The organism is Microcoleus sp. MON1_C1 (assembly GCF_036701945.1).
Lineage (GTDB): Bacteria > Cyanobacteriota > Cyanobacteriia > Cyanobacteriales > Microcoleaceae > Microcoleus.
Genome location: NZ_JAUBRO010000007.1, coordinates 112028 through 128714 on the forward strand (window position 1 = coordinate 112028; position 16687 = coordinate 128714).

Below are 16687 nucleotides of genomic sequence, written 5' to 3' on the forward strand. Positions count from 1 at the left end.
ACCCCTAAATCCCCCTTAAGAAGGGGGACTTTGAGTGCTTCATGTCCCCCCCTTATTAAGGGGGGTTAGGGGGGATCTAGACTTTGATACAAACAAGAGAGACGGTCGGTTTTACGTTAAGTTGACACTAATGGACTCTTGGAGTGTCCTACAACTATCAGGTGCAATTAACCGGATTCGCTCCGATTATATAATCTTTTTCCACGGTAGGGATACGCCATTGCCGTATCCCCACCAAGATCAGGTGCAATTAACCGGATTTGATCGGATTCTACAATCGAAATCAAATTAAGCAGCAACTGCAAGCAATTTGTCGGCTTGTTTTGCGGTTTCAAAGAAGAAACGCACGTTATCTTCGGGAGTTCCCGGTAAGACGCCGTGTCCCAAATTGAGGATGTGTCCGCGATGACCAGCTTTGCGAATTGTATCAAGAATTCGATCGCGAATAAACGGTTGAGAACCAAACAACACGCCCGGATCGAGATTTCCTTGAACGTTCATATTCGGGCCCAAACGTCGGCGCGCGTCGGCCATGTCAACAGTCCAATCGACGCTGACGATATCCGCGCCGGATGTTGCCATACGTTCGAGGATGCCGGCACTTCCAGTGACTAACAGAATTAGCGGTGTGTCGGGATGGGTTTTTTTGACTTGCTCGAATACTTGCTTCTGGTAAGGTAGAGCGAAGGTGTCGTAGTCCTGCGGGGAGAGTTGGCCGGCCCAGGAGTCGAACATTTGCACTACTTGCGCGCCGCAGTCGATTTGATAGCGCACGTAAACGGCGATCGCATCGGCGAATTTCGACAGCAACTGATGTAGTAAAGTTGGATCGGAAAATGCCATGTTTTTGATGATGGCATAATCCTTAGAACCTTTACCCTCAACCGCATAGGCCGCCAGCGTCCACGGCGCGCCCACAAAGCCGAGCACGGTGGATTTGTTGCCGACTTCCTCGCGCAGGGATTTCAGGATTGTTTTGATAAACGGCAAGCTTTCTTCCGGGTTCAGCGGTTGCAGGTTGTCAATTTGCTGCTGAGTGCGGATGGGTGAGTGGATAATCGGGCCTTTGCCTTCGGCGATGTCCATGTCAATACCCAAACCCGGCATGGGGGTGACAATATCGGAAAACAGAATTACGCCGTCGGGTTGAAACGCGCGCCACGGCTGAAGGGAAACTTCGATCGCAACTTCGGGAATTTCGGAACGTTCGCGAAACGAGGGATACTTTTCTCGCAAATCTCGATAAGCCTTCATGTAGCGGCCGGCTTGACGCATCATCCACACGGGCGGGCGGTCTAGGGTTTCGCCGCGGGCTGCCCGCAACAACAAGGGAACTTCATTTAATGCCGACATTTTAACTTTTCTCTACCTTAGATATTTCAATGCCTTTGGTAGCTTACCACTGTGCGATCGTCCTTTTTGACAAAATCGTTGTGTGTACAAATGTGTATTTTGTCACTGCCAAAGAAAGTGAGGCGATAGCCAGAGATCGACTGGTATATAAAGGAGTGTATAAGTCCTGTGTATAGGCTCAGAAACCGGGTTTCTTCGTAGAAACCCGGTTTCTGATTCCGCGCTACAGTTTGACCTACTTACCTCGTCACGCAGACTCCGCCCACCACTACGCGACATTGATCTCGGCCCGCATCGAATCTACTATCATTCCGTCTCGCCGAGTCTAAATCTCTAGTCCGCGAATTGTAATAATAATCTCCCGCCGGAAAGTTTCTAGTCGGGACAGCGCAGTAAGTCGAGTCTTGATTACCATCGTCAAACCTGACTCTCACCATAGAACGTCTCTCGCGACAATCAACAGACCGCAAGCCAAAATCATCTTGCAGAAGCTGTGCTCTGTCATATTGACCGTCATATCGACCGTCATCTCGCCTGGTGTACCAATCGTCCCGCGAATTGCGGGATTGTCTGCCGCCCCCATCAATTCCCGCAACTTCCAGCGTGTAGTTACCGCCTCTGGCAGCATCTTTTGCTAACACTAACAGTTTATAATCGCCGCTACGAGGAATTTGATAATTAAAAGAACGCTCTTGGGTAAAAGCGACTTGTTTGTTGTTCCCGTAAAAAAGCACCATGACGGGAGCAAAACCGCTCCTTGTATCTGTGTCTAAAAACACTTCAATGTTATCGCCTTCCCTCGCGCTGAATGTGTATTCTTGGCCGCGCAATTCTTCCGTCGGAGAACCCGGAACCCACATATTCCGGAAACGGTAAATCGGGGAAGTGCGGCGAATTACTCCATCTATGCGATCGTTATTCTGTATCTGTTCGCCAACTGCACTAGACGAAATGCCAGTGAGTGCCAATCCTGCAACTAGCACAGTGGCCGCAATACTGTTTAACAAGTTGTGCGTTCTCATATCAACCTCTGGAAAAATTTAAAATCTTTTTGCTTTCTTGGCGCCGACATTTGCATACACAATCCATTTTAAATGTAATTTCTGCCAACCGTGTCAACCTCACCCAACCCCGCTATTTAGCTGGTGGAAAATCTCAAGTTAAAGTTATAGACGTTGATCTCTAATCTAAAGTTGCGATTTATCGCCGCAAATCAGCAATCCCGATTCAGCGTCGAGACAAGCCATGATTCCCATAGGTAAAGCAGCGTTAACCCCCTCGTGCCCGAAGGGCAAATCCGAGACAATGGGAATATTCAAGTCCCCCAGCCGATCGCGCAAAACTTCTTCAATGCTAAAACTGGGAATACTCGGGTCAATCTCGCAGTGGCTGAAACGTCCCAAAGCAATGCCTCGCACCCCAGCGAAAGCCCCCGCCATCCGCCAGTGAGTCAGCATTCGATCGACCCTGTAAGGAGCCTCGGAAACATCCTCAAATGCGAGAATAACCCCGGTCAAATCCGGTTGATACGGGGTTCCGAGCAAATGAGAAGCGACCGTCAGATTCGCAGGAAACAGCCGCCCGGTGGCTTTTCCGCTGCCCCATCCTTTACCTTGCAAAGATTGTAAGGGACGACCTTCTATGCAGTCAAAAAGTCGATCGACAGACCAATCCGGTTCAGCAGCCAAAGTTGTCAGCATCGGCCCGTGAACACCCCAAACACCCAATTTAGCGTGATTCCACAGCAAAGCAGTAATGTCGGAAAAGCCGATTAACCATTTCGGCGAATGGGAATCGGGAGTGGGAAATTGGGAATTTTCCGCCTTTCCCACATTTCCTTTTTCCAAAAGTCGAGTGCTGCCGAAACCGCCTCGAACACAGAGAATACCGCGACAATCCGGGTCATTGAGGGCATCTGCCAACTGTCGGACGCGGTTTTCGTCGGAACCGGCTAAATAGCCCCAGCGATCGTCAAAACCCGGTGTTAATTCAATTCGATAGCCGCGGGATTTCCAAATTTCTACACCCTTTTCAAAGTTAGTTGATTCTCGCAAAGTGCCACTAGGGGCAATTACTTTGAGCAAATCTCCTGGTTGCAGAAATTGTATGTCAGTCATTAGTTATTAGTTATTAGTTATATCGTGTTTGGTGAATCATCGTAATTCTGTAAGGGCGGGTTTTACAGACAATTTCTGACTGAAACAGACAATCTCGACAACCCGCCCCCACCCATCCATAAATACAAACCTACATTTTCGGATTCGATGCAAATTTCATGTTGATGTAGGTTATCGGTTGTGGCGGGGCGGGTCGATATAGATTGTTGATAATCTTTAGATATTGTCGGTGAAACCCGCCCCTAGGGGATATGGTTTATTATTGATTTAGGAGTGAGTTTTTCAGATTGTTTGTTAATCATTACTACGGTAAAGTCAGAATTTCCACCCCAGAATCAGTCACCGCCAGAGTGTGCTCGAATTGAGCCGAAAGTTTTCCATCCTTGGTGATAGATGTCCAACCATCGGCGAGAATTTCCACTTCCCAAGTACCCTCATTAATCATCGGCTCGATCGTAAAAACCATGCCTTGTCTGAGCTTTTTTCCTGTGCCCCGTTTGCCGTAGTGCAGAATTTCCGGTTCAGTGTGAAAGACTCGGTGAATCCCGTGTCCCGCAAAATTTCGCACTACCGAAAAACCCTGTGCTTCAGCATATTCTTGAATCGCGGCACCGATGTCGCCGGTACGAGCACCCGGTTTGACTTCCGCAATTCCTCTTCTTAAACATTCCTCGGTTACTTCAACTAACTTTTTCGCTACCGGTGAAGGTTTTCCCACAAAAAAAGTTTTGGAAGTATCGCCATGATAACCATCAACTAAAGGTGTTACATCAATATTAATAATGTCACCTTCTTTAAGAATTTGTTTCGCATTGGGGATGCCGTGACAGACTACTTCATTGACGCTAGCACACAGAGATTTTGGAAATCCTTTATAGCCTAGCGGAGCGCTTTTTGCTCCGTGTGCCAAAGTCCAGCGTTCGGCTTCATCGTTAATTTCTAAAGTGCTTACTCCCGGTTTAACCATCGGTTCGAGATGTAGCAGAAGTTCGGCCGCTAAACGGCCTGCTTGGCGCATTTTTTCGATTTCTCTACTGGATAAAAGCACTAAACGTTCGGTTGCCATGGTTTTTTTTTGTCTTTTTGTGTAGTCGCTTAAGAGTTAATTTAACTCAATTTTAGAATAGATTAGAATTGCTGTTCAATAAACTTGTAAGGTGCGTCAGTCAGGGAATCTTGGTAAAATTTTGCCAGTATTATTACTTACACACCCTACTAGCAGTGATAGATTTGAACCAGTGTTCACAACGATCGCCCAAAGCTGCTAAAGAATATTCTACCTCTGCTTGTCGCCTGCAAGCGCTGCGGTCAATTTGGTCTAAGTGGGCGATCGCACCTACCAAGCCATTTACACTATCAGGCTCCACTAAAAAGCCCGTCAGTCCGTCTCTAACAATTTCTGCCGGCCCCCCGCGCTCGTAAGCAATCACGGGCACACCGCACGCTAAAGCCTCGATCGCGACATTTCCGAAAGCTTCCACCCAACGTGGTGTCATCAACAATGCTCGGCACTGACGGACTTGCTCTTGCATTTGGGTTGTTGTCAGAAACCCTAAATATTCTACCGGAGCATCCGGGTAATCTGCACAAATTTTTTGCCAATAATCCTCATCTTGCATTTTGCCCATAATTTTCAGGGGAATGCCTGTAATTTTCGCTGCTGCTACTGCATCTTCTAAGCCTTTCTCCGGGGCGATGCGGCCTAGCCAAGCTAATTTAGACTGCGGTTTGTTGCAAAATTCGTACAGGGATAAATCTATGCCATTTCCCAACAACTGACATTCATCGGCAAAGGCGAATGTTTTGGCTTGAGAAGCGGTGTGAACTCCGATCGTACCAGGAAACTGGAGGGCGGTTTGTCCGGCAATGCGATCGAGGGCGGCGGAAAGGGAGCCCATGCTGATCAAATGTGCGATCGGAGTCCTAAAAAATGGTGTCAAATAAAACGGCAGCCAATCGTAGGCAAAGTTAACAATGACATGCCATTCATCCTGAACTTGGCGAGCATATTCCCACATATTCGCCAGCACAGAATCTGCGGGCATCACAATAGGATCGTTGTAATCTTGTGTTTGGGCGGTTACTTGCAAATCGCCCGTTATTTCGATTACTGGAATTGATTCTAAGACTGAACCTATCGGCGCTACAACTGCTATTTTATGACCCCGACTCTGCAATTCTTTAGCAATGTTAAGGACTGTAAGTTCGACACCGCCACCCAACCCCGAACCTAGTTGACCGACCGAAGTTGACAGGAACAATAGTTTTAAAGGGTTATTAGTCATTAATCCTTAATCATTAGTCAGCATTCACTAATTTTAACATAATCTAAATTATAAATTCTCCCATCTCAAATCTCAATTTTAAAATAATTTTAAAATTGCTACATTTATTAATCCCTCCCAGAACGCGGACGGAGGCGATTCAACTGATTGATTGCCCAGCGAGCAACTTCCTGAACTTCGGGATCGGGATCGTCCGTCGCACGGTGCAACAAGTAACTGATTTGATTCACCAATTCGTAAATTCGCGTCAAGTCGCGAATTGCATTTTTACGCACTTCGGGATTTTCATTTTGCAGCGAAATTGACCACGCATTATTCATTGGTTTGAGCGTGCGAATGCCAATTTCCGAGAGACTTGCCAAAATTAAACTGTACTGCTTGGAGTCGGAATTTGCTAGCAAATCGAGCAACGGCTCAACTGCTCTGGAATCTCCCCGCTGGCCGAGTTCCCAAATTGCTTTGCCCCTCTTTGCCGGATTTAGGTGCTGCAAATCTTCAATCAGTGCTTCAATAATATCAACTTTAGGTCTACCATCCGTTTCGGGAAGGGCAATATCTTTCTTGGGACTCGCTAGGGAATCGCCTTGATTAGTTGTTTCGGGAATGTTGAAACCTGTGTTGCTGTACCCATTGCTGTGATGTTCCAAGGGCGAGGTGTCGGAATTAATTCCATCGCCCTCGAATGCTGCATCGTCGGATTCTGATGCCCCGGATTCCAGGATAAAAGGTCGATCGCTGTCGAGACTGTTGTCTTTTGGCAAATCCAAAGGGTAGGGCAAGGCTGACAGCGGTTTTGATAGCCCAAAAGAAGCCTCTTGCTGTGTAATTGCGTGCGAGTTTGTAGGAGAATCGGAATTAGTAAATTGAGAGTTTCTTTGGTTGTGGCGCTCAAATCTTCCCCGTCTTCGCTTAGAATAATTTGACTCGTCACTGCTAACTAATTTGAGCATGATAAATACTGCCGCTGCCGTGACGACAACTGCTGCCAAACCCAACATTAAGAACCCCCGCTGACGAGACAAAATGACGATCAAATTGGATACTGATTTCGGGATCTTAGAATTAGATTTGGACGTTTTGGACGGCTGAGATTTGTTTTTATCGGGCGCTGGAGACGGTTTTGAAGGCTTGGAATCCTGGCGATCGCCCGGGGGAGAGTTCGCCTGAGCAATTTCTGGGGAAACAGCCCGGTAGGAAGCATTGAGAGCCTGGTGCTTTCCGTCCGCACTTGGACTGAACGCAGCGCCCAGACAGGCAATGCAGGTGAACAAACATACAGAGGAGCGGTAATGCGCCATAAGACTCAATCCGGGTTTTGAGAGGCAACGCCGCATGACGAGCTTTAGTTTAACCTTGAGTTAGCTCGATCCTAGCTGCTATGGACTTAACTAACTCACTAATAGCACCAGACTAACGAAAAACCCTGGTTTGAGAGGGCACCGAGCCAGCTCTCATAACCACAATTGTGTCATTGACGTGCAACTCCTTTAAATCATTAGTTTAATTAGTTTAAAACGAACAACTACATCGGCGGCCGCGACTTTAGCAGCGGCATCCCGAAAGTTGATTGCAGCTAATCTCACCTACGTGCAGTGTGCAGTGCAGGCCCTGCAGCGCAGCACTGCGGGGGCACTAGCAGACGATTGTGGCTCGCCGTCGATTTCTCACTAATAGCGTGGTATGACCAAGAGTTTAACAAGCTTCCGAGCCTGCGGGTCGATCGTTTTTGTCTGAATTTGGGCGGAAGTGGGACAGGGGGATTGGCACTGGAAACGAGAAACCTGGTTTTTTCGTTAATTCTTCGCTACTAAACCGCATATTTTCAGTACATTCAAGGACGCACTCTGGAGATCGTAAACCAGTTTTATTTACCAAAAATGCTGTAAGAAAGAGAGCGCTGATTTGACAGATGTTAATTTGAAGGGGGCAATTATGCCGGATAGAAGTGTTTGGGCGATCGGCTAAGATAACCGTTAGGAAATATTGTATTCCGCTAGCCAGCGCCAAAAATCATACTATCTTGTAAAAGTAGGGTCGGATTTAGTTAGGAGCTATAGTGACAGCGAGTAGACCCTTTCACGCAGGCGTCCTATGCCAACGTTTTGTTTATTTCTACCCACTTATTTAAGTTAAATCAATCGGTATTTAATGCTGTGCCACCAAATTTGATATAAGATCGAGCTAAATTTCTAGTGTGAGAGTAGAGGCGTTTGTGAGCCAACAAGATATTTTAAATTTAGCAAAAGAAGGCGATGCTAGGGCGATCGCATTTCTGATCGGCCAAGCACTCCAAAGCTTCGGCGTCACGGCTAAAGCCAGCCGGGAAAATGACACCCTGCACCTGCTGCTGGAAGCAGAACAATTGCCCGCAGAAGAAGCCTGTCTCCGAGTCGCAGTCAAAGGGTTGCAGCGGCTGCAACCAAATAACCTTTACTCAGTGACAGTTTACGGGCGGCAGGGCGGCCAGCAATTACCCGCTTGGACTCAGACGGTAGAATTAAAAAAACGCTTGACTTCCGAACCCGTGAGTCCATTAGTTGCCGTGAATGCAGCAGTAGCCGCTAGTGCAGCAGTAGCCGCGAGTCTACCCGCTTCTCCCATTCCTGTAACTTTGCCCAAGCTAGAAGAACCTCAAAATGTCACGACTGCGCCCCCTCCAACACCAGAAAAATCTCCGCCCCAACCCCCTAAAATCCCCACCCCAAAACCCCCAAATCAAAGGCAGCAAAAGCAATCACCCCAGCCAGAGTTAGCCCGCACTAAAACTAAAAAATCTGGGCTGTCAGTGGGTGCTCTGAGTCTAATTCTCGTGCCGATATCCGGCTTTGTGCTGGCTTCTCAACTTTACAAATCCTCAACCACCGCTACTAATAACCCTCTAACGTCCAAGCCTGCGGTACAAGAAGTGAGCTCGACACCAGCACCAGCAGCCGCAGCCAAACCCCTTCCAGATCCAAAATCGCCCTCCCCGGCTGCCAAAAAACCTGCCATTGTGCCCGCAACTGTCAGCATCAAAGCAGTTGGCGACATGGTTCCCGGTACAAATTATCCCTACAACAAACTGCCGGCAAAAAAAGAGATGTTATTAGAGTCGGTAAAACCGTACCTCAAAGGAGCTGATATTCTGTTTGGCAATTTTGAAAGCACGATGACCGATTATCCTTACAGTTCCAAAGCAGGCGGCGGACGAATGCTGATTGCCTTTCGGACGCCTCCGAGTTATGCCAAAATCTTCAAAGATGTTGGTTTTGATATTTTGAGTATTGCCAACAATCACTCTTACGATTTTCACGAGCAGGGATTTAATGACACGATTAAAAACATCGAAAGCAATGGCATGAAGGCTGTTGGTAAAAGAGATCAAATTGTTTATAAAAATGTCAAGGGCGTGAATTTTGCCTTTATCGGTTTCAGCAACTACGGCGACGTTCACAATTCTTTGCTGGAACTAAAAGCAGGCTCAGAAGTTGTCAAAAAAGCTAAGGAAAAAGCTGATATTGTAGTGATATCAGTTCATGCTGGCTCTGAAGGAACGGGAGCTCTGAATGTGAGAAATAAAACTGAGTTCTTTTACGGAGAAAACCGGGGAAATATGGTTTTGTTTTCGCGGACGATGATTGATGCGGGAGCAGATTTGATTTTGGGACATGGCCCGCACGTTCCCAGAGCTATGGAACTTTATAAAGGGAAATTGGTTGCTTATTCGCTGGGCAATTTTTTGGGTTATCGCACTTTGTCCTCAGCAGGAGCACTCGGTAAATCTCTAATTTTGGATGTGAAAATGACTCCGCAAGGGGATTTTGTTTCTGGTAAGATTATCCCCATCCAACTTGACGGGCGAGGTGTGCCGGCTGTTGATAACAATTTTAGGACTGTGGGGTTAATTGACCGTTTGACAAAGAGCGATTTTCCCAATAGCGGTTTGACAATTGATGACAAGGGACAAATTTTGAAAAAGAGTAAGTGAGTAGGGTGCGTCGCCCTCAACAATAACTGGTTCCCAGGCTTGGGCTGGGAACCAGTAATAAAACTATTGTGACCCGCTGCTCTAATCAACGTCCGAAATATGCAATTTAAATGCTATACAGCTTAGCCGCCCCTATAGTGCAATCATCGTTTTCAAAGCTTCTTTCATTTCGTCTGCTGTCGTCGTTGCCGTACCGAACTGACGCACGACAATACTAGCCGCCAAATTGCCCAAAACTGCCGCTTCCCAACCAGATGCACCGACGCACAAAGCTAAAGTCATTGCTGCTACAACTGTATCTCCAGCACCGGTTACGTCGAATACATCAGTCTTGTTAAAAGGGGGAATGTCCCAACTTTGAATGGCAAATTCCCCCTTTTCACAAATGGATGTTGGAGGGGGTGAATTTTTGATTTCTTCGCCGTTCGCCCTTTCAAACAAAGTCATCCCTTCTTCGCCGCGAGTAATCAGGATTTTTTGAGCTTGAGTTAAGTTCAACAAATCCCGTCCTGCTTGCATTAAATTTTGAGGGTTTTTGATAGCATATCCGACGGCTTGCTCGGCTTCGGGCAAGTTCGGAGTAAATAACATTGCTCCGGAATATCGCTGCAAATTTGTTTGAGCGTCTACTATTGTTTTGCCGGGAACCACTGCCGATTCGATCGCCAAATTCGTCAAAACTCCGTCGCCGTAGTCGGAACAAACCACTGCATCTACTGTCGGTATTTGCTGCCGGATGTAGTCTGCCAGTTGCAACTGCAAATCTAAATCCGGCAACTCGTCCGATTTGCGATCGACTCGGACAATTTGCTGAGTCACCGACTGCCGCGCGTGTCCGGAAATTCGAGTTTTGGTGACAGTTGGACGCTGCGAATCGATTAAAATCCCACCCGTATCAATTCCCGCCGCCTCAAAAATACCGCACAAAGCCTTTCCCTGGTCGTCTTTTCCCACCAAACCAGCAACTTTTACTTTGCCTCCCAGTTTGGCTAAATTATAGACAGCATTTGCGCCACCTCCGGGTACTTGCTGAGTATTTTCGTAGCGCAAAATCAACACAGGTGCTTCGCGGGAAATTCGCTCTACTTGTCCGGTAAGAAACTCGTCCAAGGTCAAATCTCCGATCGCTAATACCTGCGCTCGATCGAAGCAGTCTAATCTTTTCAATAATTGCTCTGTTGAGGCACGCAGTTGAGGCAAAAAATCGGAATAGTCGTTAGTCATTAACCAAAAAAATGAGACTGAGGAGTTAATAATTGAGTGTGGAACGAGCGGGAATTAAAAATCCTAATATTAATTAATAATTAATTTCCTCCCTTTTTTTGTTTTTAACTTTTAATTGATTTTCTCACTGGGATTTTGAGAAACCAGTTGCAGGCTATTGGCGATCGCATTCGCTCAAACAATTGGGCAAAAAAATGCCGATAAAATCGCCGCCCTTGAGACTCAACTGAAAGTTGCACGGTGTGGAAGTTTCCTTCTACATAAGTGCCTTCAAAAAACAGCAGAATTATTTCAATTTCTGCTTGATGATCGTAATCACCTGACTCATTTGTTTTTTGAGTGCATCAATTTCCGCTTGCATTTTCGCCATTTTCGCAGTCATCGCCTGAATTTCGGCGGCGTCCGCTCCAGAGCTGGGTGCAGCGGCGGCTGCTGGGGCTTCCGGCACTGGTTTCTTTTTGGCCAGTACCATCGCCGATTTGATCGCCTCGGTTAGCTGCTTCTTCTCAAACGGTTTGGCGATGAATGCAAAAAAATGCTTCTCAAAGGGTTTCGGAATTTTTTCCATCACCTCTTCTTCGCGGCCCGACATGATCACCAAAGGTATTTTAGAAAGCTCAGGATGGGCTTGCACTTTTTGATACACTTCCCAACCGCTGACTTTGGGCAGTAGGAAATCTAACATAATTAGATTTGGCCGGGCTTGACGGATCAGTTTGAGTCCCTCTTCGCCGTCTTTTGCTTCTAGAACTTCAAAGTTACCCTGAGGCAACATCTCTCGGACTCGGACGCGGATGACTTTACTGTCATCGATTACCAAGATTTTTTGACCAGCCACGACTGACTCCTTCAGTAATGAATGAGTGATGATTTGCAACCTTCAGTATATCCCTAACAGAATTCTACCCATAATTCTGGGCGAGTTTAGTTTTGTTGCACCTCGGCGCGATTCTGATTTCGGGTGATACTCCTACAAGTTCAGGGGCTTTGATTTCGGATACGATCGAAGGAATTAACTCAATCGCCACTTAATTTTATGTCGCCCCAAACTCCTAAAACTCCTACTGTTAAAGCAGTTGCCGCCCAAATGCGGGGTGAAATCGAGGCGATGCCGGAATGGTTGCGTAGACCCGTTGGCAAAGCTAGCGAACTTTCCCAAGTGCAAAAAATTATCAAACAGCGGCAAATTCACACGATTTGTGAGGAGGGGAGATGCCCCAACCGGGGCGAGTGCTACGCGCAAAAAACGGCGACTTTTTTGTTGATGGGGCCGACTTGCACCCGGGCTTGTGCTTTTTGTCAAGTAGATAAAGGTCATTCTCCGATGCCGCTAGACCCGGAGGAACCGAAAAAGGTGGCCGAGGCTGTGCAGTTGTTGGGTTTGCGCTATGCGGTGCTGACTTCGGTGGCGAGGGATGATTTGCCGGATGGGGGTGCGGGTTGGTTTGCCAGGACGATCGCCCAAATCCGCCTTCTTAACCCTGATACTGAAGTTGAGGTACTGACGCCGGATTTTTGGGGGGGAATGGGGAGGAGTTCAGAGGAGAATTCAGGGCTCGATGAGTTGCAGCGACAGCGGATTCGCACGGTGGTGGAGGCTAAACCGGCTTGTTACAACCACAATATTGAGACGGTGCGCCGATTGCAAGGGCCGGTGCGGAGGGGGGCGAAGTACGATCGCTCGATCGATGTTCTGCGTATTGTTAAGCAATATGATCCAACTATTCCCACCAAATCCGGTTTGATGTTGGGACACGGGGAAACCGAAGCCGAGATAGTTGAAGCGATGACTGATTTGCGGGATGCCAAGTGCGATCGGCTCACCCTCGGTCAATACATGAGACCATCTCTAGAGCACCTCCCAGTGCGTAAATACTGGACGCCAGCCGAATTTGACCGTTTCGGGTCGATCGCCCGGGAGATGGGGTTTGAGCGCGTGCGATCGGGGCCTCTCGTCCGCAGTTCCTACCACGCCGGAGAGAGCGATTGAAACTAATTTGAATTCAACTCGGTATAAACTCCTTGTTACAAAAAATAACTCTAGAGGATTGTGCATAAGTGCGACGCTCTCTGCTATTTGTAAATAGAGTGACATTATGAATTAGGAGCTTTACCTATGCCAGAGATAGCGAAGAACCAATTAAAATCCGACTCCGTGATGAAAACGGGCAAATTCCCTTACACATTTCGCGCAGGCTGGTTTCTCTTGCTGTTAGCAATCAATTTTGTGGTTGCAGGCTTTTATTTCCATATCATTGAATAGTTCTGCAAGTTAACGTTTAGCAGACCCTGCTGTTCTCGACCTCAACGTCGGAGAATGGGAGAGATGGAGAGGGGGACAGTTTGGAGTTTGGAGTTGGCGAGAATATGACTTCATTCTTCTAACTAATGACTACTGACTTTTTCCCTCTTCCTTCTGACTCCTGACTTCTGACTTCCGACTTTTGCTCAATAATTAATCCCTGTATCCGTGTCAAAATCCGTGTCCTGCCTTCCTTCTTCTCTCTTTCTTCTAACTAATGACTTCTCTAGCGATTTCTGGAGGATTCTAGCTTTGACAACCGCTCTTGAATTTTGATAACATCTTGCTTAGTTTCAATTGCCAAAGTTGCTAAATTGTCAAACAGCGGGTCTCCCGACAGCATTCTAGCATTTGTCCGACCAGAACCGGAAGGAGACTGAGGCCGGTTAACTCTAGAACCTTGATTCTGCAAACTGTAGATTTGTCCTCTGAGTTCAGAAATTTGACGTTCTAATTGAATAATGCGAAATTCTAATTGAGTTGTGGATTGAGCGGGTGTAAAAATTGGCGAAACAGCAATTGCTAAGGCACAAGCCAGACACAAAACACAGATTTTCAGGGCGCGATGGCGAATTTTTTTCGGCATAGCTTTAATAATTTAAATTATACCACTTCTACGATAACAAATCGCCGATATTTTGGTCTCTATCAGAAGTATGTCTTATGGCAACTAGGAACGTAGCTATTTTAATGTTCGATGATGTCGAGGTACTGGACTTTGCAGGCCCCTTTGAAGTGTTTTCGGTGACATCAGAATTAAATAAGGGCGAGCGACCTTTTGCAGTCTCTACCGTAGCCGAACATCCCGGTGCTGTCAACGCCCGCAACGGTTTGAGTGTAAATCCCGACTGCACCTTTTCCGATTGTCCGCCACCGGATATTTTAATTGTACCGGGAGGACAAGGTACGAGAAAGTTAATCGATAATTCAGCAGTTATTAATTGGATAAAAGATTGTGCGCGAACAGCAGAATTAGTGCTTTCTGTCTGTACGGGTTCGCTGCTTTTGGCAAAAGCTGGCTTGTTGGAAGGTTTGGAAGCAACTACACACCATCAAGTATTGGATTTATTGAAAGAATTAGCTCCCAACACAACTATTATCGAAAATCAGCGATTTGTAGATAACGGCAAAATCATCACTTCTGGGGGAATTGCTGCGGGAATTGATATGTCTTTGCACGTTGTCGGCAAGCTTTTGGGAACAGCACAAGCTGAACAAACAGCAGAACACATGGAATATAAAATTGGGAATGGGTAATTGTGAATCTAGTTAATTGCACATTTTATTTGTACGGACACGGCATGAACCCTTAGTGTCAATTTAAGTTTCAAATCCTTTGTATTTCTCGTTTATAGCAGAAATTTGATCCCCCTAAATCCCCCTTAAGAAGGGGGACTTAGACGCTCTTGTTCCCCCCTTCTTAAGGGGGGTTAGGGGGGATCGAGAGACTTATTAGATGGACAAAAGACGGGTAAATTTGGACGTTAACTTAACACCAATGGGCATTGCCCTGTCCATACCCCTAGCTAATCAAGCATCTTCGCCCCAAACTTTTAGTTGTAAATAGACTAATAACAAAGCTACAGCCATCAGGAAAGTTGCTGCAGCGGCTGCATAGCCAAAATCAAATTGCGAAAAAGCTTGCTCGTAAATATAATAAACTAGCAAATTAGTAGAGTTTAAAGGGCCGCCGCCGGTGATAACGTAAACTTGCTCGAAACTCCGCAGAGTAAAAATAGCAGTAGTGACAGTAGCAAATACTAAAGTCGGCCGCAAACCTGGTAAAGTGATGTACAAAAATTGCTGCCAAGCATTAGCTCCATCCAATTCTGCGGCTTCGTAACGATTTACCGGAATTGCTTGCAATCCTGCTAAAAATACTACCATATTAAAGCCTAATTGTTTCCAAACACTGAGCAGAATGATCACTGGCATTGCCCAAACTGTGCTGCTAAGCCAAGGAATTGGATTTAAGCCGATCGCACTTAGGGCATTATTCACCGGGCCTTCGGTTTGAAACAACCACCGCCAACCCAAGCCCACTGCAACTAAAGAGGTAATCGAAGGAATGAAATAAGCGGTACGGAGAGCTCCTCGCCAAGCAAACGAGCGATTTAGCAACACTGCTAAGCCCAATGGAATCACTAAACTGGGAATGACTGTTGCAGTAGTAAAATAGAGCGTATTTTGGAGAATTTGCCAGAAATCCGGGTTTGTGACTAGACGCCAGTAGTTGTTGAAGCCAATCCAACGCACTCCCGACTGGGTAAAGCTGCCGCTGGTAAAGCTGAGGTAAAATAAATAGGCGATCGGCCAAATCAAAAAAGTACCCAGAAATAGCAAAGCTGGGGCCAGGAAAGTCCAAGCGGCGATCGCATCATTATCCAACCAGTTAAAACGCCCAAATTTAATCCGAACCATTGGCTTGTAAATTTTAGCTTTTAGTTTTAAATGGTATCACAATATAGGTCAATCTCAAAATGAACCTTCTCGATATATTAGCTCATTTACCCACTATAGAAACTGAAAGGCTCCTGCTCCGAAAAATTACTTTAAACGATGCGAGCGATATGTTTGAGTATGCTTCAAACCCCGAAGTATCACAATACACAATGTGGTCAACCCACACCTCGCTCGAAGACACTAAATACTTTCTCAAGTCACTTACAAAAATGTACAAAAGACGAGAGCTTGTAGATTGGGGAATTGTCCACAAAGTCGAGCAAAAGTTTATCGGGACTTGCGGATTTGTGGAATGGAGCATGACGCACAGCCGCGCGGAAATTGGCTACGCACTCTCTAGAAGCTATTGGGGCGAAGGATACATGAGCGAGGCTGTCAATGCAGTTATTGAATTCGGCTTTCGGGAGATGTTGCTGAATCGAATTATGGCTCGATGTGAAGTTAACAATATTGCTTCCGCTCGGGTGATGGAAAAAGTGGGGATGCAATTGGAAGGGGTATTGCGACAGCACCTATTTGTGAAAGACAGATATTGGGATCTAAAACTTTATTCGATTCTCAGGGAAGAGTTTTTTGACAATATTGTAGAATAGGAGTGAATCAGTAGGTCAGCGAAAAAAAATAATATACTTAGGACTTACGCAATATCTCCATGTAGAGTGCGCCGAAGCACACCTTACCCTTTACCTCTATAGTAGAATACGAGTAAATAGTTTTTATCTTTATGACCAAGAATTTATAGATGGTACAAGCCCCCGGATTTATCCGTGGAATCAATCCAAAATCTCAAATCTAAAATCCTCAAGCCCCCGAATTTATCCGTGGGGTCAATCCAAAATCTAAAATCTAAAATCTAAAATCGAATGACCATTTACCTGTAGTGTAAAAAACGAGAGAAGAGTTTTTATCTTTATGACCAAGAATTTATAGATGGTACAAGCCCCCGGATTTATCCGTGGAATCAATCCAAAATCTC

The 16687-nt window shown here is 46.2% G+C and carries 15 protein-coding genes; 5 read left to right on the forward strand and 10 right to left on the reverse strand.

Translation table 11 applies throughout. The annotated features are described in order from the left end of the window. Positions 1-288 precede the first annotated feature (288 nt). The 6 genes from hemE to QUA62_RS05985 all read right to left on the reverse strand — a co-directional run bounded on the left by hemE (position 289) and on the right by QUA62_RS05985 (position 7053). Positions 289-1353, reverse strand: coding sequence for a uroporphyrinogen decarboxylase (gene hemE / locus QUA62_RS05960; protein WP_333402998.1), 1065 nt, complete (start codon positions 1351-1353; stop codon positions 289-291). Positions 1354-1592: 239 nt separating this feature from the next. Next, on the reverse strand, positions 1593-2375 hold the full coding sequence (locus QUA62_RS05965) for a hypothetical protein (RefSeq protein WP_333403000.1): 783 nt from the start codon (positions 2373-2375) through the stop codon (positions 1593-1595). 165 nt (positions 2376-2540) lie between these two features. Further along, positions 2541-3470 (reverse strand): LD-carboxypeptidase, encoded by a 930-nt coding sequence (locus QUA62_RS05970; RefSeq protein WP_333403001.1) that lies wholly within the window; start codon positions 3468-3470, stop codon positions 2541-2543. Positions 3471-3774: 304 nt separating this feature from the next. Beyond that, positions 3775-4536 carry a type I methionyl aminopeptidase gene (gene map / locus QUA62_RS05975; protein WP_190659689.1) on the reverse strand — a complete coding sequence of 254 codons (762 nt, stop codon included), beginning with the start codon at positions 4534-4536 and terminating at the stop codon, positions 3775-3777. Positions 4537-4669: 133 nt separating this feature from the next. Continuing rightward, positions 4670-5755 (reverse strand): glycosyltransferase family 4 protein, encoded by a 1086-nt coding sequence (locus QUA62_RS05980; protein ID WP_333280886.1) that lies wholly within the window; start codon positions 5753-5755, stop codon positions 4670-4672. Between the two features lie 107 nt (positions 5756-5862). Continuing rightward, positions 5863-7053, reverse strand: coding sequence for a HEAT repeat domain-containing protein (locus QUA62_RS05985; protein ID WP_333403003.1), 1191 nt, complete (start codon positions 7051-7053; stop codon positions 5863-5865). Positions 7054-7967: 914 nt separating this feature from the next. On the opposite strand from QUA62_RS05985, the gene QUA62_RS05990 reads away from it, so the two are divergent. Then, a complete protein-coding gene (locus QUA62_RS05990) occupies positions 7968-9722 on the forward strand; it encodes a CapA family protein (RefSeq protein WP_333403005.1) in 1755 nt (584 codons plus the stop codon). A 132-nt stretch (positions 9723-9854) separates the two neighbouring features. On the opposite strand, the gene QUA62_RS05995 is transcribed toward QUA62_RS05990, so the two are convergent. Both QUA62_RS05995 and QUA62_RS06000 read right to left on the reverse strand, forming a co-directional pair. Next, entirely contained in the window at positions 9855-10946 is a 1092-nt protein-coding gene (locus QUA62_RS05995) for a PfkB family carbohydrate kinase (protein ID WP_333403007.1), read from the reverse strand. A gap of 286 nt (positions 10947-11232) precedes the next feature. Continuing rightward, the gene (locus QUA62_RS06000) at positions 11233-11784 is read right to left on the reverse strand and encodes a response regulator (RefSeq protein ID WP_333214307.1); all 552 of its coding nucleotides are present in this window, start codon (positions 11782-11784) and stop codon (positions 11233-11235) included. Between the two features lie 198 nt (positions 11785-11982). Here QUA62_RS06000 and lipA point away from each other — a divergent pair, with 198 nt between their 5' ends. Both lipA and psaX read left to right on the forward strand, forming a co-directional pair. Further along, positions 11983-12936 (forward strand): lipoyl synthase, encoded by a 954-nt coding sequence (gene lipA, locus QUA62_RS06005; protein ID WP_333403010.1) that lies wholly within the window; start codon positions 11983-11985, stop codon positions 12934-12936. A gap of 168 nt (positions 12937-13104) precedes the next feature. Continuing rightward, positions 13105-13209, forward strand: coding sequence for a photosystem I protein PsaX (psaX, locus tag QUA62_RS06010; RefSeq protein WP_333137367.1), 105 nt, complete (start codon positions 13105-13107; stop codon positions 13207-13209). A 265-nt stretch (positions 13210-13474) separates the two neighbouring features. Here psaX and QUA62_RS06015 read toward each other — a convergent pair whose 3' ends face one another. Next, positions 13475-13834 (reverse strand): hypothetical protein, encoded by a 360-nt coding sequence (locus tag QUA62_RS06015; protein WP_333403012.1) that lies wholly within the window; start codon positions 13832-13834, stop codon positions 13475-13477. Positions 13835-13911: 77 nt separating this feature from the next. Between QUA62_RS06015 and QUA62_RS06020 the strand changes: the two genes are divergently transcribed. Further along, positions 13912-14505: a DJ-1/PfpI family protein gene (locus QUA62_RS06020; RefSeq protein ID WP_333403014.1), complete on the forward strand. Its 594-nt coding sequence runs from the start codon at positions 13912-13914 to the stop codon at positions 14503-14505. A 273-nt stretch (positions 14506-14778) separates the two neighbouring features. On the opposite strand, the gene QUA62_RS06025 is transcribed toward QUA62_RS06020, so the two are convergent. Next, complete coding sequence (locus QUA62_RS06025) at positions 14779-15669, reverse strand: sugar ABC transporter permease (protein ID WP_333403016.1); 891 nt, start codon at positions 15667-15669, stop codon at positions 14779-14781. A 59-nt stretch (positions 15670-15728) separates the two neighbouring features. Between QUA62_RS06025 and QUA62_RS06030 the strand changes: the two genes are divergently transcribed. Next, the gene (locus QUA62_RS06030) at positions 15729-16304 is read left to right on the forward strand and encodes a GNAT family protein (protein WP_333280907.1); all 576 of its coding nucleotides are present in this window, start codon (positions 15729-15731) and stop codon (positions 16302-16304) included. Positions 16305-16687 lie beyond the last annotated feature (383 nt).